The organism is Xylocopilactobacillus apicola (genome assembly GCF_033095985.1).
Lineage (GTDB): Bacteria > Bacillota > Bacilli > Lactobacillales > Lactobacillaceae > Xylocopilactobacillus > Xylocopilactobacillus apicola.
Genome location: NZ_AP026802.1, coordinates 1,735,773 through 1,760,554 on the forward strand (window position 1 = coordinate 1,735,773; position 24,782 = coordinate 1,760,554).

The following is a 24,782-nucleotide window of genomic DNA, read 5'->3' on the forward strand; positions in this document are numbered from 1 at the left end:
AACAAACTTTAATTTTCTAGCTTAACTTCAGCCATGTTGTAAGTATCGCCGCCTGTTAAGACAAAATTTTTAACTTTTTTACTTGTCATCCAAGCTTCAGCTTGTTGGTAAAGTGGGAAAACTGCCTGTTGTTCATTTAAAATATCTTGTGCTGCTAACATGTCTTTCCACCGAGCACTCGGATTATTGGCATCTTCATTTAAACTTTGATTAATCAAGCTATCGTATTTCGGCTCCTCCCATTTACCAGTATTGTAGCTAGAATCACTAGTTAACAGGGTCAAAAAATTAATTGGATCTGGAAAATCAGCGCCCCAAGCAGATACTGTCAGATCAAAATCGCCTGATTTTTGCCGAGTGGAACGAGTTTTACCGGGAACGTTACTTAAAGTAATTTTTAGACCTGGTAATTTTTCAAATTGATTTTGCAGAAATTCACTTTGCTTCTTAGAGTTATCTTGATCATCGCTTAAGAGAGTCATATTAAACGTTTTGCCCGAATTACCAGTTTCCTTTAGTCCTTCTTCCCACAATTTCTTAGCTTCGTTTGGGTCATATTTACCATAAAGGGCCGCCGTTGTACTTGTTTCTTTGACAAAGTCCTTGCTTGAGTCTTTTGGATCAAAAGCCATATTGCTTGGCATAAAAGAGCTAACTGGAACTGAACCATCACCCAAAATTTTATTAGTTAACTGCTTACGGTTGATCGATAGCGATAGCGCCCGCCGAATTTTGAGATTATTTAAAATCGGCTGTGTTTTAAGATTTGGCGTAACGTAAAGTGTGACGTTTTTCTTTGCGAGACCATAACCATCCGACCCTTTCATTTGTTTTGCAATGTCACCACTTACGAGTGCCCGATCTAGTTTGTTACTTTGATACAGATTCAAAGCAGTCGAAGGATCTTTCACAACTTGATACTGCAACTTCTTAACTTTGACTTCTTTGGCATTCCAGTAACGATCGTTTTTAACTTCGGTCCAACTATTATTAGCCCCGTTCCAATCTACTAATTTATATGGTCCGTTAAAAACCAAGGTCTTCGAGCTAGTTCCATATTTTTTGCCCCATTTTTCAACCGCTTTTTGATTTTGCGGATAGAAATTGAAAAATGTCATTAATTGGTCAAAGTAAGGAATTGGCTTTTCAAGTGTTACTTCAAGCGTATATTTATCAATTGCTTTGACGCCGAGAGAATCGACGGGCTTACTCCCTGCGTTAATTTCCTTAGCATTGGCAATGCCCTCATAAATATAGGCATATTGTGATTTGGTTTCCGGATTGACTGTCCGTTTCCAAGCAAAAACAAAATCTTCTGCAGTTACCGGATCCCCATTACTCCATAAAGCATTTTTTCGCAATGGAAAAGTATAAGTCAAACCATTGTTGGTAGGTTTAACGATTTTGGTCGCGATGGCTGGTTCAATTTTCTTGCCTTTGTAGCGATAAAGGCCATCCATCGTGTTATTCAAGTTCTGAGAACCTGCAGCATCAGTATTCAAAGAGGAATCCATGGTTGCGATTACATCTTTTTCTGAAATTCTAATGACACTATCATGACTATCTTTCTTGGCTGGTTGAGAACTATTAGAAGAACTGCTACAACCAGATAGTACACCCATACTTAGCAAGACTACTGTGCTTGCAATCAATAATTTTTTAGCTTTCAATTAATATTCACCTCATTTTCAAAAGTTGTAACGAAAATATTATATTAGTTGGCGCTAAAAGTAAATGAATATTTTGATCTTAGTCATATAAAAAAGCATCAAATCATAAAAAAAATGAGACTTTACAAGCTATTTTTCAAATTTTACGCAAGCCATATCATAAATACTATTTGGACAAAGGTTCATCCCTTTGAGTTTGCGATTACTCAACCACGATCCAGCAGGCTGGTAAAGTGCAATCACTGGTTGTTGTTCATTTAAGAGGTTTTGAGCCGCTAGTAAATCTTTCCAGCGAGCATCCGGTTTATTGACGTCAGTAGTGGAGCTATTCTTAATCAAAGCATCGTATTTAGCATTGCTCCATTTACCATAATTAAAAGTTGAATTTGTCGTTAATAAATCCAGAAAACTAGTCGGATCGGCAAAATCCGCTGCATTAGGCGCTGCCACTAAATCAAAATCCCCACTACTCTGGCGCATTAAACGAGTTTTGGTTGGAACGTTACTCAAAGTAATTTTCAGTCCAGGCAACTTTTCAAGCTCACTCTGTAGAAATTCACTTTGCGATTTAAAGACTTCCAGATCATCGGCCAACAATTCTAAATTAATAGTTTTATCCGTATTGCCAGTTTCTTTTAACCCTGCCTGCCAGAGCTTCTTTGCTTGAGCTGGATCATATTTACCGTAAATACCGGCCGTTTTACTAGTTTCGCTAACAAAATCCTTAGTTGAATCAGCTGGATCAAAAGCCAAGCCGCGCGGGGTAAACGAATTGGATAACGCTGACCCACCGCCTAGCACTTTATCAATCAACTGTTTGCGATTAATCGATAACGAAATAGCCTGACGAATTTTTGCATTATTCATTAACGGCAGTTTCTTTAAATTAGGAGTGATGTAATAAGTCGCGTTCTTCTTTGCCAATTCGAAATCTTTATGATCCTTCATTTGCTTGGCGATCTCCCCGGAAACCATGACGCGATCTAGTTTGTTTGATTGATAAAGATTAAGTGAAGTCGTCGGATCTTTTACCACTTGATATTGGACTTTATTCAATTTCACATTTTTGGCATTCCAATAATGTTTGTTTTTTACTTCTGTCCAAGTATTATCGGGACTATTCCAATGATCGAGCGTATAAGGACCGTTAAAAGCCAGCGTCTTGGAGTTGGTTCCATACTGAGAGCCCCACTTTTTGACCAACTTTGCATTCTGAGGATAAAATGCACTACTGGCGAGCAATTGATCAAAATAAGGAATTGGCTTTTCCATCGTTACACGCAAAGTCTTCGAATCAATAGATTTGACACCCAAAGTATCTACTGCCTTGCTTCCTGCTGTAATCTCGGTCGCATTCTTAATCCCTTCATACAAATAAGCGTTTTGGGACTTAGTTGCTGGGTCCACCATTCTTTGCCACGCAGAAACAAAATCATCTGCGCTCACCTGATCACCGTTACTCCACTTAGCATTTGGACGAATTTTAAAAGTATAAGTCAAGCCCTTGTTGGTGGGCTTCACAATTTTTTCGGCCATTGCCGCCTTTAATTGACTGCCCTCATAACGATACAGTCCATCCATTGTATTCGCCAAATTTTGGGCTGAGACGGGACCGGCTGCATGAGACGAATCCATCGTCGGAATTACATCGCGCTCAGCAATCCGTACGATTTCAGCTTGTTTTATTTTGGGCTTTGAACTAGCAGTCGTTGAGCTACTTTGCGACTTCGAAGTGCTCGTCTTAGCGCAACCGGTGGCAAAACCAACACTAAGGATTGTAATGGCGCCCGCGAGCAAAAATTTGTTTAGTTTCATTTTTCACCTCTTTATAAACTGTCTAATTTAAGCATACAGATAATGAGGCGAAAAGTAAAACGCTTTCGATTTTTGATAAAAAATGAAAGTACAAAAATCCCGGATAACCAAAGCCAGCTTAAGAGTTGAGCCAAATTCATGGTAAAGTCAATCCCAATTTGTCGTTAAACAAATCGATGGATCTTCAAAATTAAAGTGGACAAGCCCACCATCCTGCTCATTAACCACCGCCTGAGCTGCAATGTCAGCCACAATCGAATTATGAATTTGAGCATAAATCGGAACTTCTGAAGCAAAATAAAAACTCAGAAAATTTTCTGAGCATTTAATCATCTGTTTGATCGAAATATTTCCCCTGCATCCCAGCGTAACGTATAATTGCCATCACTGAAGCAATCGTGTAATCGTCATTTTCTAAAATATACTCGATTCCTGCTTCAATGCAATGTTTTTTTTCCTCGGCTTCAGACACAATCTGCGAATAAGCTTCATAGATTTCGCGGTCAACGACCCTAAGCTCACCTTCAGTAGTGAAAAAAGTATATTTATCTGTAGTGACAACTACTTTTTCCAATTTGTTGACTGGCAACTCGCGGGTCTCCTGCTGGCCGGTCGTTAGGCTCGTAAGTTTGAAGCGCGGCACCTCAATTGTTTCCATCAAATCTAATAATTCTTGCGGCGCACCTTCGCGATTGCGAAAAATATTTTGCGCCAACATACTTACGTCGTTTGTAAATCTTGCCCCATCAATTTCAGGTAAATCAGCTGCCATTTGTTCAATGATCCCGTTGATGACCTCTAAATATTCTTGATAGTTTAGCACAACATCGGTGGTTTCCAACCAAACTCGATGACTTTTCGTTGTACCAGCTACGATTGACACCAAACGATCTTCTTTTTCACTCGTCAAATTATTACTTCCTTGTTTTTAACAATTTTGCCAGACTTCAAACTTTAAATCAACTCAGCCACTTATTCTTCTTAGCAATTTTCACTGCTTCCATCCGGCTATGGACTCCTAACTTACTAAAGATTGCCGACAAATAGTTTCGCACTGTCCCAACAGATAAAAATAATGCAGTCGCAATCTCTTTTGAAGACATGCCATCTGAAGCAGCCTCTAACACTGCTAGTTCACGCTTCGTTAAAGGATTTTGTTCAGAGCTCACCATATTTATTACTAATTCTGGTGAATACCGAGTAAGACCGTCCATGACTTGCCGAATTGTTTCAATTAACTCATCACTTGGACTATCCTTTAATAAATAACCCGCAACTTCTGCCTTCACTGCACGCTCAAAATAAACCCTTTGGGCAAAAGTAGTTAAAATGATCACTTTGGTGCTCAAGTCACTTGTATGAATCTGATCAGCAACATCAAGTCCCGTCATTTCAGGCATTTCAATATCTAACACTGCTACATCCGGCTTAAGAGTTTGAATGTCTTCCCAAGCATTATTCCCGTTATCAGCTGCACCGACAATCGTCAGGTCATCTTCTAAATCTAGTAATTGACTAAGTGCCGACTGCAAAATACTTTGATCTTCCGCTAAATAAATTCTAATCATTTTTGATCCTTAAAAATTTCAAATTGAACCTCAGTACCATGCCTTTCTCGGCTAATTTCAAAAGTACCGCCTGCTTCTAACATCCGACTCTCCATTCCGGTAATTCCGTGAGACCCCGACCGCATAAAACTCTTAGCTCTCCCATCATCATGCACAATAATTTGATAACGATCTTTAAATTCATTGAAATTGATTTGAACTTCATGTGCATGCGCGTGGCGAATTATATTGGTAATTGCTTCCGGCAAAACCTCTGCAAATTTATTTTGTACCGCAGTCGACCACTCAACAGCCTCTGATTCACCTTTAGTAATTAAAATTAAATCCGCTGCAGCTAAATTTTTACTCTGCTCTAGCAGAACTTCCGTCAATGATTTTTGGTGTAAATCATTAACAATATTACGAACTAATTGTAAATTTTCCCGACTAGCAGCCGCAATATCTGATAATTCACCTGCCACTTGTTCAGGTCTTTTGATTAGTAACTTCTGTGCAAGTTCAGCTTTGATCGTAATCATCGAAAAACTTTGACCCAAAGTGTCATGTAAGTCTCTAGCGATGCGGTCCCGCTCACCTTGGCGAACAATTGCTTCAAGTCGCCTTTTATCTTGGCTAAGTTGATATCTTCTAAGCCACGCATGCGAAAGTCCGTACGACATCATCGGAGAAAACATGACAAAAATCAAAATAAATAGCACATTAACTAAATCAAAATTATTATGCCTGATTGTGATTGCATGAATACTCCCGATGCCAACACAAAGATAATAAGCTAAACAAAACCAGTTAAAATACTTTTTCGGATAATGTCCAAGCGTATATGATAATTGCCAGCCCGAAAAAATGATCATATAAAAATTCATTTCAAAAATGCAAAAGGCGCCGGTAATCATCAATTCAAGCGGAATTGTAACACGACGCCAAGCACTTTTTTCAAAAACTAAAATATAATCAATCAAAAAAATAATCGTTGCCAAAAGCCAAAACAAATCATGCCAGCTTTTAACCGGCAGATAAAAATCCATCGTCATTGGCAGATAAATTAGCCAGATGTAGTTCATCCAAGCCTCGGGTCGCGAAAAAAGTTTACGCATCACTAGTTACAACACCTTTTTTACTAACTAGTTTAGTTATGACCACCACTAAAATCAATCCCAGCACGATCCAAATTATAATCCCGCCAAAATCCGTGAGTTCAACTTTTTGATTTATTAAAACTTTGCTTAAAATATTGTTAGCGAAATAGGTTGGCATCAGTTTACCAATTTTCTGAACCCAATCAGGCATCATCGCAAGCGGCCACCAGAGTCCGCTGATAATTGCCATCGGAAATGTGACAAAATTACTCACCACACTGAGCGTTTCATGGCGTGAGATGTTAGACATCGCCAGTCCAATTAAAAGCAGCGGAATTTGACCAATCACTGGAATAATTAATAAAGAAATAAATTGTCCAGCCGTTAATTTAATTTCGTTAATAATCATCGCTGCAATTGTTAAGACCAAAATTGAGAACAAGCTCAACATGATCATCCAAAATCCAAGTGAAAAATAATAAGGCAGTTTACCCTTGGGAGATAAACTTAAAAAGTCTACAAAGCCTTGATCACGATCACCACGCATAATCTGCGCAAAACCAAAAATAGCACTAATTAAAACACTGTAAATAATCATGCTGCCTAAATAGGACTTATTAAATATTTTCATTTCTGCTGCACTGCCATAAGTAAATATCTTCGTAAATAAAAGATAGAACGCCAATGGCATCAGAGTCGTAAAAAACTGATACGAATAATCTCGAAAAACCAGCCGTTTACCGTCAAATTTTAACTGAGCCTTAAAAGTTTTCATTTGATCTGCTCCTTTGCAGTCATTTTCACAAATATTTCTTCTAATGACTGTCGCTCCACTTTGATTTCTTCAATCCGATCAAAGACTGGAACTAAAGACTTAAGAGTCAAATCCCCATCACTGCTTATTAACTCAATTTGCTGATCGTGTTGTGTCACCTTTTCAACCGCTGATAAATCTCGAAAAGCCTTCGATTGAAGCTCTGTTTTAAAAATAATTGTCGTTTCATGATGCTGTGCTTGTAATTCAGCCAATGTTCCTTGAAAACTAAAGCCGCCGCCTTGCAGGATCAAAAGCCTTGATGCTGCTTGCTGAATTTCTTCTAAGTAATGACTCGTAATTACGATTGTTTTCCCTTGCATCTTTAGATCAGTTATTCTTTGCCAAAACTGTTGTCGGGCACTCGCGTCCATTCCTGCCGTCGGTTCATCAAGAAATAAAAGTTCTGGATCACCAATCAAAGCGATGCCAAAGGTCACTCGGCGCATTTGACCGCCTGAAAGACTCGTCAGCAGTTGTTTTCGTTCATTTGCTAGACCAATGATTTCAAGGAGGCGATCGACTGGAAGGACGGTTTCGTATTGGGCAGCTGCCTCCATTAACATTTCTTCAACGTTAATCTTTTTTATCCGCATATCGCCTTGAAGCATTGAACCGATTTTTTCTTTATTGCTTAAGATTCCCGGCTGCGAATTAAAAACTTTTATTTCACCGCTTCCTTTCAACACTCCTAACAAAATATTAAGAAGTGTTGATTTACCAGCACCGTTTTCACCAATCAGACCAACAATTTCACCTTTGGCAACTTCAAGATTAAGACCTTTTAAAACTTCTTTTTTCCCATAACTAAATTTTAAGTTGCGAGTTTCAATAACATATTCCAATTCGTTCACCTCGATATCTATTATCTATGAGTGAACGTATTCGGAGTAGTTCTCTTTGTCACCAGTTAACTATGACTTTTGTCATTTAAATTGATCAATTTTTGTCCAAAACAAAGTAAATAGGTTAATATATTAACAGAGAAACATTTACAAAGGGAGAGTTCGATGGCAAATACGATTCACGTAGGCAAAGGATCTGACAAATACGAATTTAAAGAAGCAGTTGAAGCTTCTGAGAGTGGCGATACTATTCTCATTGATCCTGGTGTTTATAACGAGGTTTACTATACCATTTACGGTTTAAACTTTAAAGGTCTTGGAAACAACGCGTCTGACGTGGTTCTAAACACTAGTCTTTGCGTTGATTCAAACTGCTATTTGTCGCTAGAAAATCTCACAATTAATAGCATCCCGAATCAAAATGCTCTGGTCGTCTCTGATAACGCCCAATTTGAAGCAAAAGAAGTGATGTTTAAATCCAGCGATCCACGAAATCCAACGGTCGCAGTAATGGACAATGCCCAATGCACTCTTAATTATTGTGAAGTGCGTAGTATTCAACCGACCATTTCCCTTTATGTAAATAACGCAAAAGTTGTTAATATCGAAAATTCGATAGTTTACACGCTGAGTGCGGCAGCAAGCACTATCAATGTTAATGTAGCTAAATTGGATTACATGCATTTGGAAAATAATTCCAATTTTTCAGCGGAAGAAATTCATTTTACTAATCAATATGATGAAAAAATCAGTGCCGTCGATTCTAAAATTCTCATCAACACAGTCAAATTACCTTTTGGATCTTCCACGTTTAATCTCGAAAATGCTTCAGTTGCAGTTGCTGACAACAACGCTGGAACTTTTAATCGGTTGAACGTCAACTCAGACCAACAATCTTCAATTGACATCAAAAACGTTCGAATGCAAAACACTCATCCTCAAAAGCCACAAGAGCGCCCACATCCACCAAAAGAAAAAGCGAGCAACCAATCAGCTCTTGATGAATTAAATGAGTTGATCGGTTTAGATGAAGTTAAGCATCAAGTTGATTCATTTATCAAAATGGCGATTTTTAATACAAAGCGTGTGCAGCAAGGACTGAATCCATTTGAATTATCCTTAAACTCAATGTTTTTAGGTAATCCAGGAACTGGAAAAACCACCGTTGCAAGAATTGTTGCAAAGGCGATGTACGAAAACAACGTTTTGCCCACCGATAATTACGTCGAGGTTTCAAGAGCCGACCTGGTGGCGGAATATATTGGTCAAACCGAAGCGAAAACGCAAAAAATAGTTGAAAGTGCGATGGGTGGCGTCTTATTTATTGATGAAGCTTACACGCTCATTAAATCCCAGGACGGAACTGACTACGGCAAAGACGCTGTTGAGGTGCTACTCAAATACATGGAAGATCAACGCAGCAAATTGATGATCATTTTTGCCGGATACACTAAAGAAATGAATGATTTCTTGGAAATAAATCCTGGCCTAAAGTCGCGAATTCCCAACGTCTTTACTTTTGAAGATTATTCGCCCGCTGAAATCGAAGAAATTGGTATCAACTACCTTCACCAAGCTGGCTTAACTTTTGATGAGGATTACTATCGGCGCGCTTTACGCAAATCTTATTCCATTGATTATGACGGCTCCAATGCGCGTTGGGTTCGTAATTTCAACGAAAAATTAATTCGCATTTTGGCTGAAAGTGGTCATAGTTTAACCGAAATCAGTAATGATAATATTGATCAGCTGTCTTTAAAAACCAAAGAAAACAATGTGGAGGCAATCTTGCGAGAGCTCGACGACTTGGTCGGTCTCGCTTCAGTTAAGAAGTTTGTCCACGAAACAGTTAAACAAGCTGCAGTCGATCAAAAGTTGGCTGATCATTTACCAGAAGAAGAACGTCCGTCTTATCACATGGTCTTCGAGGGCGAACCAGGGACCGGTAAAACCACGGTGGCCCGGATTATCGCAAAGCTGTTTTCCGGCTTAGGAATTTTACCCAAAGATACCGTCCTTGAAGTCTCAAGAGCCGATCTTATTGCCGAATACGAGGGACAAAGTGAGATTAAAACCAAAAAAGTGATCCGCGATGCAATGGGCGGCGTTTTATTTGTCGATGAAGCTTATCAATTAAACGGCGCTGGCAAGGAAGACTACGGCAAAGTGGTGATCGAGACTTTTATCACTGAACTCGAAAACAACCGCGAGAAATTTATTACGATTTTTGCCGGATACACAAAGGAAATGGAAGAATTTTTGGGGACTAATCCCGGCTTACGCTCCAGAATTCCTTTGAAAATTGAATTTGATTCTTATTCGCCAGAAGACATCGCGGAGATTGTGACCCGCCAAATTACCAAAAATTGGCAAGTCAACGTTGATCTTTTGAAATCGATTGTTACTCAAAAATACGCTAATCTGCCCGTTAGCGATCAGAGTAATGGTCGTTGGGCCAGAAATTATTCCGAACAATTAATTAAAAATCACAAAATTTGGCTGGCTGATCACCCGGAAGTTACGAACTTCACCCAAATTTCTGATGAAGTTTTAACTAATAACTAAAAAACATCTAACGATAAATTTTGAAGTGAGGATTCGATTTCTTCAAAGCAAATTAAAATAAAAAACGACACCCCTGGTAACGGGCTCTATTTAACCTTTTCCCTGAAAGTTATAACGTTAAAGTAACAACTAAAAAAACTATAAGCAATGTCGATTCATTTTGAAGATAACTAATCATAGCAGCTTTTGATCACCAGCCTTCTTCAAGTGACAGCAACATATTCTGGTAATCGTGTTTAAAATGATGCATCTTTTGATATTGTTGAGATAACGTTTAACTGTCGATTCTGCATCGTTTTGGCGGCAAATTCCTGTTGATAAATTAGATTTTCGATAAAAGAAATTACCTGAATTGCAATAAGAAATCCAAAGATCAAAGTGCTAGAAGCCGCAAACTATTAGTGATTTTTAAAAAATCACTCAGAATCTTAAAGAGCCCCCTCCCATAATTTCTTGATACTTTCAAGCTTAACTGAGAATCTAGCTGGATGTTTTCGAAAATAAAACAAAATCACAAAGAACCTAAAAGATCGTATTAAAAATCGGGAGTGCGATTAACAAAGTAACCAGATTAAAGTTTGGCAAAATTACCCCCAACGACCCTAAAATGATCGTTATTACCAAAACAATCACCAGGTCTCAAAAAATAACCAAGCAAGATTATTAATCAGATTCGCATGAAGTACCATTCGGACCTTTTTTTAAAACAATCTTTCTACTGTAAAACAATAACTTAAACGCAAGTATTTTATCAATTAATGTAAAACACCTCCGAATTCGGAGGTGTTGATTATGGCGTTATATTAACTAAAGTAAAGGTTACTTCACCTACATATTGGCCTGAGGACGGAATATCACTTGGTTTGGCTTTAAAGCTTAACGTCCACGGATAATTACGTTCCTCTTTTATGGTACTCGAACCAGTCCCAGTAAAGATCGTCTGAGCGGTTGGAGTTAATTGGGTGATTGTTCCACCATTTTCGTGGTAATACAATGGATTACCCCTAATTGCTTTACTTGCATCATTTATCAGTTTAAAAGGTTTCGTTACTGCCGCTTCAATATACCAACGCTTCATAGTTCGATTATTCCGATTATCTGTTAACTTCAAATTTTGCGCTGAACTAGTGTACTCCTGATTTTTTAATGAGCCCTCGTGAACTCCAAAATCGATGCTTTCAGGAGTCGCTGCTAGCGTCTGAGTGCCAATCTGATCCCACACATACGTCCTGGTATCACTTCTCACCCCCGACTCATTCATTATCCTGGTCACATCTGCGGCAGGTCCAGCTGGCTCATGATCGTTTCCATTTGTTCCAACCTCACGCCACTGTGGATTAGTTACATAATACACTGGAGTAAGAAGATCAAGATCATTAATTGGGTGCTCGACTCTAGGATTGCTTAACTTATTCTCCGCAATGTAATCTTCCAAAATAAAGTTTGGCCCAAAAGTGATCTTCCATAGTTCTGGCGTATTCGCTAACATTGCTTTGCGATAATCACTATACACTCTCTTCGTATTGAAATTCGTTAAATCTAAGCTCGTTAACTTTGAACAATTCTTAAAAATTCCACCAAAATTTGCGACTTGTTCAGTCTTAAAATCTTTCACATCGATACGTGTTAGCTCAGCACAGCCACTAAACATGTTCTCCATATTTGTCACTTTGGTCGTATCAAATTTGCTCACATCAAGGCTCTTTAAGACAGTGCATCTTTCGAACATCGATTTCATGTTCCTAACATTAGTGGTTTTAAATTTATTTACATCAAATTTTAAATCAACCATTGACTCCATATCGTAAAACAGCATCGACATGTCAGTAACCTTGCTGGTATCAAAATTCGTAATTTCTAAATTTATGATTTTCTTACACCAAGCAAACATTCCCGTCATGTTTGTTACATTGCTTGTATCAAAACTACTTACATCAATACTCGTCAACGATTGACAGTTACTAAACATAATCCCCATATCTGTAACCTTACTGGTGTCAAAACCTGTCACATTGATCGATCTCAGAGCCTTACAACCGCCAAACATACTACTCATATTGATCACGTTGCTTGTATTAAATCGCGTTACATCAAGATTCGGCAAAATCGAACAGCCATAAAACATCGCTTGCAAATATATAACATTGGTTGTAACAAAGTTTGTCACATCTAAAGACTGAAGACCTGAACAATAGGAAAACATCGAGTCCATCGACGTAACTTGAGACGTGTCAAAATTGCTTACGTTGATGCTAGTTAAGCCGCGACAACTGGAAAACATCGAACTCATATCTGTCACTCGACTTGTATTTAACCGTTCGAGGCCGATAATCGAGGTCATATTAGTTAAATCATTAAACAATCCATGAATCGATCCCACAGCGGTTACGCCAGCAGAGATAACTGATTTGTTAACTGTTGCTGCACTTTGATACCAGGGCCAAGCATTTTGAGGCTGTCCATATTGATCGACGTAACTAACCCGATCGCGTTCCCAGTTTAGTTCGTGAGGATAAATTGTTAAAGTTCCTGCGCTGTCAATGTTCCACCAAAAATTTTCTGAAAGATTGATTGTTTTTACCGCTGAGACATTATTTGCATTGTCAACAGCTACAACATGGAAATATTTACCTGCCGAACCAGCTCGACTAAAACTAATGTTGGCCTGATTACTAGCAGAGGAATTTGGATTAAGATTGATATTAGAAACTAAACCCGTTGCTGGATCTATCGTAGCAGTTGGCACTCCATTAGGATTACTATCTACTGTATAAATATAGCCTCTTAATCCACTCAAAACCGGAAATTTTACCACATCAGAATATTTAGTTGTTGTTGAAGTTCTTGCTTTAACCCGATAATAGTAATCAGTTGCATTGTCATCGCTATTAACAGTAATATTAACCTGATCGTTGTTTGGTTGAGTTACGGCCGTAGTCGGTTGATTAGGTGCCGTTTTATCTTTTACAGTGTGATCATCCCCTGGTGAACTAGTCGTTAAGGTACTAGTATAGTAAATCATATTAGCGATAATTTTTGCTTCATCCGGCGAGCACGAACCTGTCGTATGCCCGGTTTGAATTTGCGCATAGTTATCTTTCGTCACCAAATACCAATTATTACTTCCCACAGCAGTACCAGTCGGATCATATAAAGGCGTTACCGGATAAGTTGCTCCCCCATTTCCAATCGCAGTCAGTGGAGCCTTAAATTCCATCCACTTAGTTGCATTACTTCTAGTAGAGTAAAACTGACCTACCGTATGGGCTGGCTTTATGAGATAAGTTTTTGTCGGATCTAAGTTGTATGGATAGCGGTTTAAAAACCCATCTTTAGTAAAAGCTACATTCGGTGAACCAATGTCAGTAAAATTAGTATTCATAAGTGGCGAACCCACATGATAACCTGCAGGTAAATTATCGCATAGAAATAAATCTAATTTACTTGCAAACGTGTTCATATAAGGATGACTAAATCCATGAGAAAAGATCGTGTCATGGCCAAAAATTACCGATCTTCCAGTCGCACCAAAATCTGCTACAACTGGTTGTGAAGCAGCAGTTAAATCATTAACTCCCGGGGTCTGGCCCCCGTTAACGTCCTCAGACCCAAAGTAAACCCCATCATATTGATAAGTTGAAGTGCCCTTTTTTAGATAATAATTCGCATTTTTATTAAATTCTGTCAACGAAACTGCTTCAACACTAATTAACCCCATCGATACTGGTTGACCGGTATTGGGGTCAATTTGATCCATCCATTGTTTAAGATAATTACAATTATCTGGATAAACATTTAGGATTTTAACATGCTTTCCATAGTTAACCGGTGGGGTGTCCCAAACTGGAGTTGATACATCATTTGTTCTTTCAATTACATAACCATCCAATAGATCTGGCACTGCATCCCATACCAGATGAACGGAATTTTTTCCAGCAACAACGTTACTTTCACCAGTTAATCTAAAATCTCTAGTTTGCACCAACTGATATAGGAATCGCGGACTAATTTCCGTTCGAGGTTGAAATTTAGGAGGATCATCCTTTTTTAAAGGATCTACAAAAAAACTTTCATTCTGAAGTTTATTCACAGAAGGACTAACAATCTTTTGTTCTGACAAATCAGCAGCCTTGCTCTTTTGTTTGAAGCTAAAAATAAAAAGCAAAACCAAAAATCCACTTATAAACATGAGAATATAGTTTAATTTCTTTGAAGGTTTCATCGTCATCTCCTCATAATTGTATTAGATTCTAATCAATTATGGTTAGTATATCAGACTTCTTATTGCATTTGATTTCTTTTTCCATAAATTTTTTTGAAATAAATGAAGTGATATTTCCAAACAATTTATAAAATGGAATCGTAATTACGGAACATTGACTAAAGTATATGTGATTGTCGCTTTATATTGACCCGGGACTGGGATAGTACTTGCTTGAGACTTAAAACTCATAGTCCAAGGAATCGCCAGTATATCTTGATAGCCACTACCCCCCGTTCCGCTATATAGCGTTTGAGCCGTTGACGTAAGGTTAGTTGTCGCCCCATTACTTTGATAGTAAATTGGATTACCTGAAATTTTCTTGGTGGTGTCATTTGCAAGTTCGAATTGCTTCGTTACGGCTCCTTCAATACGCCAAGACTTACCGCTACGTGCATTCCGATTATCAGTGATGTTGAATTCCTGCGCTGTACTCATGTAATCATGCTCCCGAATTGAGCCCCGATGGGTACCAAAATCAATATTGCCGGTGGTCGCTAGGGTTTGCTTACCCTGTTGATCCCAAACATAAATTCGTATTCCGGTGGCTGTCGCTGAATCACTTATAATCTGAGCAGCAGTTTGGGACAATCCTTTTGGATCGTGAACCGTTCCTCCTGATCCAATTTCACGCCACTGCGGATTCGTCACATAATACGTCACGCCTGCGTCTACAATCTCTGTTTCAACAGCTGGATTAGCTAACGCCGCATCAGAATTAAGTTTTGTATTTTCCCCTAGGATTAACTGCCAAAGAGAAGGCGTACTCCAAAACATATTGGAACTATTACTAACATTTCTCAAATCAAAATTTCTAAGATCTAAAACTTCGAGTGCTCGACAATTGTAAAACATCTCAGATGTATTCGTTAGTGCACTTGTCCCCAAACGACTCACATCGATATTTTTCAAAGACGTGCAGTTTTTTAAGAAACTTTGCATGCTGGTAGTTTGATCAGTATTAAGATTTTCCATTCCCTCAATTGAGACCAAAGCATTTAAATCCACGAAAAGATTATCTAATTTATTAACGGAAGACACCCCTGGTTTTATCACAACCTTTTCGATCAAAGTTCGATAGCTACTCCACCAAGGCCACTCTTTTAAGCCATTAGATCCTGTTTGGGTATCATTATCAAAATTTAGAGCATGAGAATAAATGGTCAGAGCTTTTGTCGCCGCTTTATAATCCCACCAGAAATAATCACTTAAATTGATTGTTTTAGTACCTGAAACATTATTAGCGTTATCAACCGCCACAATATGCAGGTATTTTCCTGCTCCATTTGAACGATTAACAGTCAGTGGCGCTTGATTATCAGTATTAGAGTTTGGATTTAAATTAATGTTAGTGATGTTTCCGGTTGTCGGATCTTTAGTTATCTCTGGCTCGCCTGCTGGATCATCATCTAAAGAATATACATATCCTTTCAGTCCACTGATAACAGGAACTTTCACATGATCAGAATATTTCGTAATCGTTGGCGTCTTAGCTTTAACCCGATAATAGTAATCAGTTTTATTGTCAGTAGAATTAATGTTCAAGTTAATCTGATCAGTGTTTTGAGAAGTTAGTGATAAATCTGGTGTGTCTGGCGCAGCAGAATCTTTGACCGTATGATCCTCGCCGTGCGGCAACACATTTAGAGTGCTGGTAAAATAAACCATATTAGCAATAATTTTGGCTTCGTCAGATGAACACGAACCCGTGCTATGCCCAGTTTGAATCATTGAATAATTATTTTTGGTGACCAAATACCAATTGTTATCTCCAGTTCGATCGCCAGAGTTTCCTAAAACCGGCACTCCGTTTGCATCTAAATAATGTTCTGATGGTGCAAAAACACCAAACGGTGGTAAATATTCCATCCACCTTTGAGTATCACTACCATATTGATAATACTGTCCACTATTATGAGAGAATCCAATGTGAAACTCTGCATTAGGATCAAGTTTGTACGGGAATTGGGTCAAATAACCCAGTTTCATTTTTTCGGTAAATTTAACAACTGTTGACCCCACCCGATCGTCATTAACTCCACCAGCAAAATTGGAGAACAATTTCAAATTTAAATTTAACGCTAATCTAGAAAACTGAGTATGATAAGAGAACATTGTATCATGACCGAAAATTACAGATCGACCAGTATCACCAAATCTTTGTGTCGCAAGAACCGACGCATCTACTAAATCTTTACCATCGTTATTATCGGCTGAACCAAAATAAATCCCATCATACTTATAATTACCATTATCATCTTTTAAATAGGAATCTGGAGTAACGTTAAAACTATCAATGGATACCGGATCTACCTCAATCAATCCCATTGAAACCGGCTGTCCCGTATTAGGATCCACTTGATCCATCCAAGATTTCAAAAAATTATTACTTCCTGGATAGACGTTTAATATTTTGATCTTTTTTCCATAATTGGTCGGTGGTACCATCCAGTTGGCCCCGTCAGTTGTGCGCTCCACGAGATAGCCGTCACTTACATCCACAACTGGATCCCAATCTAAAACGACGTAGCTTTGCCCATCTTCGAACTTACTTTCAGCATTGAGTCTAAAATCACCAGTACTTACGACCGTTGACATATCACGAGGTTGGATATTTAAACGAGGTTGAAAAATATTAGTCTTCTTTTTCTGATTAACTAAATCCCCCCCCCCTGTAAACGCTACCATTTGTTAATGTCGCTACATTCGCTGGAAAATCAGCAGCTCTGTTATTCTGTTTAAAATTCAATGCAAAGTTAATTGCCCAAACTCCGCTTAAAACTGCCAGAATGTATCCCAACTTCTTTACTAGCTTCATCGTCATCTCCTTGTAATTGTGTTATCTATTCACTAATTATCGATAGTATATCAGACTTCTCATCAAATTTGATTCCGTTTTTTATAAAAAAAATTTGGAATAACCGAACGATGTTGCTGTGAGGCTGATAAAAAAAGCACTGATCATTTAGACCAGTACTCAGTTTTTGCTCGCGCAAATAGTAAAATAACTACAATTTTCTTTTGCCAATCCTCATACATTACGCAATTCAATATATTCTTGTAATTTAAGGAAATGGCGTTCAGAGATCCCGAAAACTTTTCCTAATCTGAGGGAGGTATCAATTGTTATCTAACGATGAACATCTAAAATATCATGAATTTCCGAAGTCGGAACTTTAATTTCATGAGCTAAACGGTCAGCTGTGGGATCTATAGGATACATGAATTCTCCTCACTAATTTTTGGGGTACACGTCTGATAAGTATTTTAAATCTCGTCGACATTAACCAAAGTAAAAGTAATTTGGCCGGTGTAGTGTCCTGGTGCTGGAATATTGATCGGTTCGGTTTTAAAGCCCAGCTTCCACGATACCGGAACTCGATCCTGATAATCAGTTCCAATGTATCCAGCTGTTCCGTTATAAACTGTCTGGGCAGTAGATGTTAAATTATATTTGTTGCCGGTCGCAGTATCATGAAACCACAACGGATTCCCCTTAATAATTTTGGTCGAATCAGTATCTAGCTGCAGGTCTTTACTAACTGCCGCTTCAACCTTCCAAGTCAAATCTTTGCGGCTATTCCGATTATCCGTTTCAGTGACATATTGCACGGAACTTAGAACTTCTCGGCCCGCAAACGTAAAGTTTTGATTTCCCAAATCGACAAGCGTATTAGAAACTGCTAAATCTTGCTTGCCATTTTGATCCCAAACATAAGTTCTGGTATCATGGCGCGTGACCGATTCTCTTCTCAGCTGCTCACTAGTAATGATGGGTCCCTTTGGATCATGAGGATCAGTGCCCGGACCCACTTCTTGCCAATTATAACTAGTCGCGAAATATTTTTTCGTCGGATGATCCAAGTCATTAATTTTTTTCCCAGGAAACCCGCTGCCGATATTACCAATATAATCATCAATCACCATATTTGGTCCAAGCGTTATCTTCCAAAGATCTGGCGTATTATAGAACATTCTTTCTCGCCCTGACAGTGAACTATAGCGGTTATTGAAATTTGTTAAATCCAAAGTGGTTAATTTGAGACAGTTTGAAAACATACTATTAACTTTTTTAAGATGGTTTCCATCGAAATGACTAACATCAATGGTTGTCAAATTCTTACATGATTCAAACATCCAATCCATATCTGATACATGTGTCGTCTCGAAATGAGTGACATCTAATTCAGTTAGGCTTTCACAACCACTAAACATCCCTGACATCTGAGTGACCTTAGCAGTATTGAATTTAGTAACGTCTAATTGTTTTAAAGACTCACAGTGAATAAACATGGAGGACATTCGCGTTACCTGATCGGTTTTAAATTTATCAGGATCAAAATACAAATCCGTCATTTTTATATCATAACAAAACATTGCAGCCATATCAGTCACCTGACTCGTATCAAAATTTCTAATATCAAGCGTTGTTATCTTGCGACAAGAGCCAAACATCCGACCTATATCAGTAACCTTACTGGTATTAAAATGGGTCACGTCAAGACTGGTGAATAATTCACAAAAATTAAACATCCCATTCATACTGGTCACCTGACTCGTATCAAAATGCGTCACATCAATGCTTAATAAGGAGCGACACATACTAAACATCGACATCATATTCGTCACTTTGGCAGTGTCAAAGTGACTGACGTCTAAATTAGGAACCTTGTAGCAACTATCAAACATCTGCGACATCGTGGTCACTTGAGACGTATCAAAATTTGTCACATTGATCGATGGCAAAACTCGACAATCTTGAAACATTTTACTCATACTGGTGACTCGACTCGTCACAAAATTGCTCACATCCAAGTTAGCTAACAAAAGGCAATTAGAAAATAGCTCCGACATATTGGTCACCTGCCGCGTATCGAAATGCGTTACATCTAAACTAGTTAATACTCGACAATTACTAAACATTGCAGACAGATCGGTAACCTGGCTGGTATCGAAATGACTGACATCTAAGCTAGTTAACGCATAACAATCCCGAAACATCCCCGCCATACTCGTCACCTGGCTCGTGTCTAATTGTTCAATTCCGGTAATCGTCGTCATGTTTTTTAATTTTGCAAATAAATTATAAATAGATCCATCTACCGTCACACCCGGCGAAATTACTACTTTCGTTATCTGATCAAAGCTCTGATACCACGGCCAATCTTGGTGTGGATAGCCGTATCCATCGAGCCAGGTAAAAAGGTCCCGATCCCAATTCAGGGCGTGGGGATAGATCGTGAGGACATTACTGCTATCTACCGTCCACCAGAGATAATCACCTAAACTAATTGTTTTAGTTCTGGTAAGATCGAAATTATTGTTCTGATCCACAGCGACGACATGTAAATACTTCTTAATTCCATCCGCGCGGTTAACGTTAATCGTGCCTAAACCCGTTGCATCTGCCGTTAAATTTAGATTAGTCACTTCTCCATTAGCATCTTTAACCGGCGTTACCACCCCATTAGGGTTATCATCAATCTGGTAAACAAACCCTTTGATCCCGCTTGTAATCGTCGATTTCACAACGTCTGAATATTTGGTCATCGAAGCCGTTTTTGCCTTCACCCGGTAAAAATAATCAGTTCCCACATCACTTGCCTTAATTTGGAGCGTTGCTTTATCACGGTCGGTCGTTCCGGCAACTGTTGGCATCTCAGGCGCAGCACTATCTTTAACCGTATGATCTTCGCCTTGAGTAGATAGATTCAGCGTACTGGTGTAATAAATCATATTTGCAATAATCTTCGCTTCATCGGGGGTACATGCACTCATCCCATTCCAAATTGAGTGCCCGGTTTGAATCATTGCATAATTATTTTTCGTCACCAGATAAAAGTTGTTATCACCAATCCGCTGACCATTATCGCCCGAAACCTGATTACTGTTTTCATCGAGATAATTAATTTCCTTTGCTTCATCGGCAAAAGAAAATGGCGGCTCATACTCCATCCACCTCTGTGCTCCTCCTTGGTACAAGTAATATTGCCCCGAAGAATGAGAAAATTTTATTTCCAACGTTTGATCTAAGCCAAATTTATACGGATACTGGTTTAAAAAGCCATTCATTGAAAACTTGACTTTTGTTGAACCTAACCCAACGTTGCCGCCCCAACTAGGAAACCCTGGTAAAATTTTTAAGCCTAAACTGGGTCCGAATTGCATCAAATACGGATGTTGATAGTAAACCGTATCATGGCCTAAGATAATCGAACGGCCAGTTTGCCCGTAAGCCACCGTTGCCGCATACGACGTGGCATTCAAATCGTTATTCGGTCCGTTCCCCCCGTTGCCATCCTCTGAACCAAAATAAATTCCGTCATATTGATAGTTTCCCGCAGCATCTTTTAAGTATTGATCCGGGTTACTGTTAAAATCTGCAAAAGAAACCGGCACCACATTGATTAGCCCCATTGAAACGGGCTGCCCCGTGGCTGGGTCTAGTTGATTCATCCATGTTTGCAAATAATTACAATTATCCGGATACACGTTAAGGATCGTTATCTGCTTACCATAATTAGTGGGGGGTAACTGCCAGGCAGCTTCATTACTTGGAAGAGCGGCATCATTTGTCCGCTGAATCACGTAACCATCTGAACTATCAACAACACTATCCCAATTTAAAACCTCGTATGGTTGATTAGAACTATTAATCTGACTATTCACAAATAAATGAAAATCATTAGTTTGAACGACGGTTCCTGCTATTTGTGGACCAATATTTCCCCTGGAGGATACCAGTTTCCCTTTGGTCTTAAATGGATCCGCTAATTCATTTAAACTCGGTGTCTTAAATTTACTCGAACTCCCATGAAGCGAGGCTTGGTCAGCGTGGGTATCCACATTTGGCATTACGTGCCAAAAAACAAAAAGCACTGCTATGACTGTTATCAAAAGTAAAAGTCGTTTTATTTTCCGCCAATTCATCTAAATTCCCTTCTATATGTTGAAAGCTTTTACTTAATGATATCATTAGATATATTCTTCGTTGATCGATTTATCATAATTTTTTTATCATTAATTGATATTTTAAAAAAACTTTTAGTCTAATAATGCCTATTAACAATTCCAGATATCTGAAAAATTAGATGTTAGCACCAAATAATCTTCCTAATCTGATCGAAGTATCGACTGTTATCTGACGACGGTCATATATTCTAGAAGTCGGGATTCTGATTTCATGCGCGCAGCACAAATTCTTCTGACAAAATTTGGCTAATTTCAGGAGTTGTAATTCATTCCACATCATCTATTCCTTTCAAGCATGATAGTCAACTATTTCCAAGTTCTCAGAATCTTTATTATTTTTTCTTCAAAACACGATTAATACTGTATTGATTTGTTCGCCCTTCAATTGTATTAGATCATTGATATTCCCTGAATTATCTAACAACTTGAGAGTAATTTCTTGGATAAAAGCTGATGATAAACTTTTTCAGCCACATGGAAACATCAGTAACTTTCTTTCGAATAAAATAATGATTTAAAACAAAAAAGAGCCAAGGCATGCTCAGCTCTCTTATTTACTTACAAAAACCAACTCTTTATCATTGAGTTCTGCGGTAACCTTTGTATCTGGTAGCACCTTACCTGCGATAATTTCTTTAGCAAGCGGAGTTTCCACGTTGTTCTTAATAAATCTTTGCACCGGACGGGCACCAAAGCTTGGATCGTAAGAACTCTTGCCAATCCATTCCAAGACAGCAGGAGTTACTTCCAATTCGATCCGCTGATCTTTCAAACGGTTCTTGAGATCTTGCATATCGATGCTAACAATTCTGACTACATCGTCTTCACTTAAAGCATTGAACTCTAAGATTGCATCCACCCGGTTTAAGAACTCTGGCTTAAAATGTGCTCTCATGATGTTCATTAACTGCTGATGTAGTTCTTCGCCTGATTCTTTTTGCTGTTGATCCAAAATCAAATCTGCGCCTAAATTACTGGTCATAATAATTAAAGTATTCTTGAAATCAACAGTCTGACCTTTACCATCAGTTAAACGGCCATCATCAAGTACTTGCAGTAAGACATTGAAGACATCCGGGTGAGCTTTCTCAATTTCGTCCAGCAAAATGATCGTATAAGGATTGCGTTTAACCGCTTCGGTTAACTGGCCACCTTCCTCGTAACCAATATATCCTGGTGCTGCTCCGATCAAACGTGAGACCGACTCTTTCTCCATGTACTCACTCATGTCAATTCTGACCATGTGTTTCTCAGAATCAAATAACAATTCAGCTAAACTTTTAGCAAGCTGAGTCTTACCAACTCCTGTTGGTCCTAGGAAAATAAAACTGCCCAACGGTCGATCAGGATCTTGAATTCCTGCCCGAGACCGAATAATAGCATCAGATACGACTTTGATTGCTTCGTCTTGCCCGATCACTTGTTTCTTCAAATCATCTTCAAGGTGCAAAAGCTTCTCCCGATCACTTTGAACTAATTTGGAGATCGGAATTCCCGTTTGTCGACTAATTACTTCAGCAATCTCATTTTCCGTCACCGATTCGTCAACCATCCAGTCAGTATGATTCTTCGAGTTGCTTTCGTCTTCTTCAAGTTCGCGTTCTAATTCAGGCAAAGTTCCGTGCTGAATTTTCGCCGCCATTTCAAAATCACTTCGATTTTGAGCTTCTTGCAGATCATGACGTGCTTTTTCGATTTGCTTCTTCTTTTCATTTAAGCTATTAATCGATTTCAACTCTTGATCCCAGCGCGCTTTCAGCTTGTTATTCTCTTCTTTCGCTTCGGCGATCGCCTTTTTGGTATCAGCCAACCGAATTTCCGAAGCCTTATCAGTTTCCTTCTTCAAAGATTCCTCTTCGATTTGCAGTTGAATCAATTTGCGGTTACTCTCATCAAGCTCTTCGGGCACGGAGTGCATCTCAACGTTGATATTAGCACTCGCCTCGTCCACTAGATCAATTGCCTTGTCGGGCAAATATCGATCGGTAATATAACGATTGGAAAGAGTTGCCGCAGCAACCAACGCACTATCATGGATTCTAACGCCATGATAAACTTCAAACCGCTCTCTTAACCCCCGCAAAATACTAATTGTGTCTTCAACGGTTGGTTCATCAACTGTAACTCGTTGGAATCTTCGCTCTAGCGCCTTATCTTTTTCGATGTAAAGCCGATATTCATCAAGCGTCGTAGCTCCAATTAAGCGCAGCTCGCCGCGGGCCAGCATTGGTTTTAAGAGATTTCCTGCATCCATACTGCCTTCGGTTTTGCCCGCACCAACAATATTGTGAATTTCGTCGATAAAAAGAATGATTCGTCCGTCAGCTTTTTTGACTTCTTTTAAAACCGCCTGCAGACGTTCTTCAAACTCACCACGATACTTAGCTCCTGCAATGAGTGCTCCCATATCAAGGTTGTAAACAATTTTATCTTTCAAATTATCTGGTACATCGCCGTTCACCATCCGCTGAACTAAACCTTCAACGATCGCCGTTTTTCCAACTCCCGGATCCCCGATTAAAATTGGATTATTCTTCGTCTTGCGAGAAAGTACCCGAATCACGTTCATAATTTCCGCATCACGCCCAATAATTGGATCCGCGTTTCCTTTGCGAGCTGCTGCGATCATATTGGTACCATATTTCTCTAGCGCCTTGTAATTTTTCTCAGCATCTTGGCTTGTAATCTTACTGCCGCCTCTAAGATCTTCAACAATTTTCTTCATCTTAGTCTGATTTAGTCCACGGCCTTCCAAGAACTTGGTAAAAGCTAGCTGGCGCAAATTGAATAAAGCCAAAAGGACTGTATCCACCGCCACAAACTCGTCTCCATAAGTCTTGGCGATTTTCTGAGCTTCAGTGAAAAGATTGAGTAAATCCCGCGAGATCGTTTGACCGTAATTTGAATTACTGCCAGAGACTTTAGGAAGATTGGCAATTTCTTGTGCCAACTCCGCGGATATAACCTCATTATCAATTTTCTCGCCGCTAAAGATCGTCGCTCCCAATGAGTCGTCTTGCTCCATAATAGCTTTAATTAAGTGTGGGACATCGATTTCGTAGTTTTGGTTTTCAATTGCTAATTGTTGTGCTGCCTGAATCGCTTCATTTAATGTATTAGTAAATTTATTCTGGTCCATAATTATTACCTCTAAATTCGTTTGCATATATTATAGTCAGGATTGGTCAAATTGTCA

Annotated in this window: 14 protein-coding genes and 1 pseudogene; 1 reads left to right on the forward strand and 14 read right to left on the reverse strand. The window is 38.9% G+C overall.

Annotation, left to right across the window (positions count from 1 at the left end; all coding sequences use genetic code 11):
* Positions 1-8: 8 nt before the first annotated feature.
* The 8 genes from R8495_RS08410 to R8495_RS08445 form a co-directional block, all read right to left on the reverse strand.
* A complete protein-coding gene (locus tag R8495_RS08410) occupies positions 9-1,670 on the reverse strand; it encodes a peptide ABC transporter substrate-binding protein (RefSeq protein WP_317635029.1) in 1,662 nt (553 codons plus the stop codon).
* A 129-nt stretch (positions 1,671-1,799) separates the two neighbouring features.
* Positions 1,800-3,485 (reverse strand): peptide ABC transporter substrate-binding protein, encoded by a 1,686-nt coding sequence (locus R8495_RS08415; protein ID WP_317635030.1) that lies wholly within the window; start codon positions 3,483-3,485, stop codon positions 1,800-1,802.
* A 147-nt stretch (positions 3,486-3,632) separates the two neighbouring features.
* On the reverse strand, positions 3,633-3,818 hold the full coding sequence (locus tag R8495_RS08420) for a hypothetical protein (RefSeq protein WP_317635031.1): 186 nt from the start codon (positions 3,816-3,818) through the stop codon (positions 3,633-3,635).
* On the reverse strand, positions 3,811-4,395 hold the full coding sequence (locus R8495_RS08425) for a hypothetical protein (RefSeq protein ID WP_317635032.1): 585 nt from the start codon (positions 4,393-4,395) through the stop codon (positions 3,811-3,813). The genes R8495_RS08420 and R8495_RS08425 overlap by 8 nt, the downstream gene beginning before the upstream one ends.
* Before the next feature lie 49 nt (positions 4,396-4,444).
* Complete coding sequence (locus R8495_RS08430) at positions 4,445-5,053, reverse strand: response regulator transcription factor (protein ID WP_317635033.1); 609 nt, start codon at positions 5,051-5,053, stop codon at positions 4,445-4,447.
* Positions 5,050-6,114, reverse strand: coding sequence for a sensor histidine kinase (locus R8495_RS08435; RefSeq protein ID WP_317635034.1), 1,065 nt, complete (start codon positions 6,112-6,114; stop codon positions 5,050-5,052). The genes R8495_RS08430 and R8495_RS08435 overlap by 4 nt, the downstream gene beginning before the upstream one ends.
* 25 nt (positions 6,115-6,139) lie before the next feature.
* Positions 6,140-6,904 (reverse strand): ABC transporter permease, encoded by a 765-nt coding sequence (locus R8495_RS08440; protein ID WP_317635035.1) that lies wholly within the window; start codon positions 6,902-6,904, stop codon positions 6,140-6,142.
* Positions 6,901-7,788, reverse strand: a complete 888-nt coding sequence (locus R8495_RS08445) for an ABC transporter ATP-binding protein (RefSeq protein WP_317635036.1) — start codon at positions 7,786-7,788, stop codon at positions 6,901-6,903. Before R8495_RS08445 ends, R8495_RS08440 begins: the two co-directional genes overlap by 4 nt.
* Positions 7,789-7,953: 165 nt before the next feature.
* On the opposite strand from R8495_RS08445, the gene R8495_RS08450 reads away from it, so the two are divergent.
* Positions 7,954-10,353 carry an AAA family ATPase gene (locus tag R8495_RS08450; RefSeq protein ID WP_317635037.1) on the forward strand — a complete coding sequence of 800 codons (2,400 nt, stop codon included), beginning with the start codon at positions 7,954-7,956 and terminating at the stop codon, positions 10,351-10,353.
* A 790-nt stretch (positions 10,354-11,143) separates the two neighbouring features.
* On the opposite strand, the gene R8495_RS08455 is transcribed toward R8495_RS08450, so the two are convergent.
* The 6 genes and pseudogenes from R8495_RS08455 to clpB all read right to left on the reverse strand — a co-directional run bounded on the left by R8495_RS08455 (position 11,144) and on the right by clpB (position 24,725).
* Positions 11,144-14,575: a BspA family leucine-rich repeat surface protein gene (locus tag R8495_RS08455; RefSeq protein ID WP_317635038.1), complete on the reverse strand. Its 3,432-nt coding sequence runs from the start codon at positions 14,573-14,575 to the stop codon at positions 11,144-11,146.
* A gap of 144 nt (positions 14,576-14,719) precedes the next feature.
* A complete protein-coding gene (locus R8495_RS08460) occupies positions 14,720-17,302 on the reverse strand; it encodes a BspA family leucine-rich repeat surface protein (protein ID WP_317635039.1) in 2,583 nt (860 codons plus the stop codon).
* Positions 17,268-17,432, reverse strand: a complete 165-nt coding sequence (locus R8495_RS08465; RefSeq protein ID WP_317635040.1) for a hypothetical protein — start codon at positions 17,430-17,432, stop codon at positions 17,268-17,270. The genes R8495_RS08460 and R8495_RS08465 overlap by 35 nt, the downstream gene beginning before the upstream one ends.
* A 449-nt stretch (positions 17,433-17,881) precedes the next feature.
* On the reverse strand, positions 17,882-21,544 hold the full coding sequence (locus R8495_RS08470; RefSeq protein ID WP_317635041.1) for a BspA family leucine-rich repeat surface protein: 3,663 nt from the start codon (positions 21,542-21,544) through the stop codon (positions 17,882-17,884).
* 163 nt (positions 21,545-21,707) lie between these two features.
* Positions 21,708-21,852 (reverse strand): annotated as a pseudogene (locus R8495_RS11195) (HigA family addiction module antitoxin); the annotation flags it as partial.
* A gap of 284 nt (positions 21,853-22,136) precedes the next feature.
* The gene (gene clpB / locus R8495_RS08475) at positions 22,137-24,725 is read right to left on the reverse strand and encodes an ATP-dependent chaperone ClpB (protein ID WP_317635042.1); all 2,589 of its coding nucleotides are present in this window, start codon (positions 24,723-24,725) and stop codon (positions 22,137-22,139) included.
* Positions 24,726-24,782: the final 57 nt, after the last annotated feature.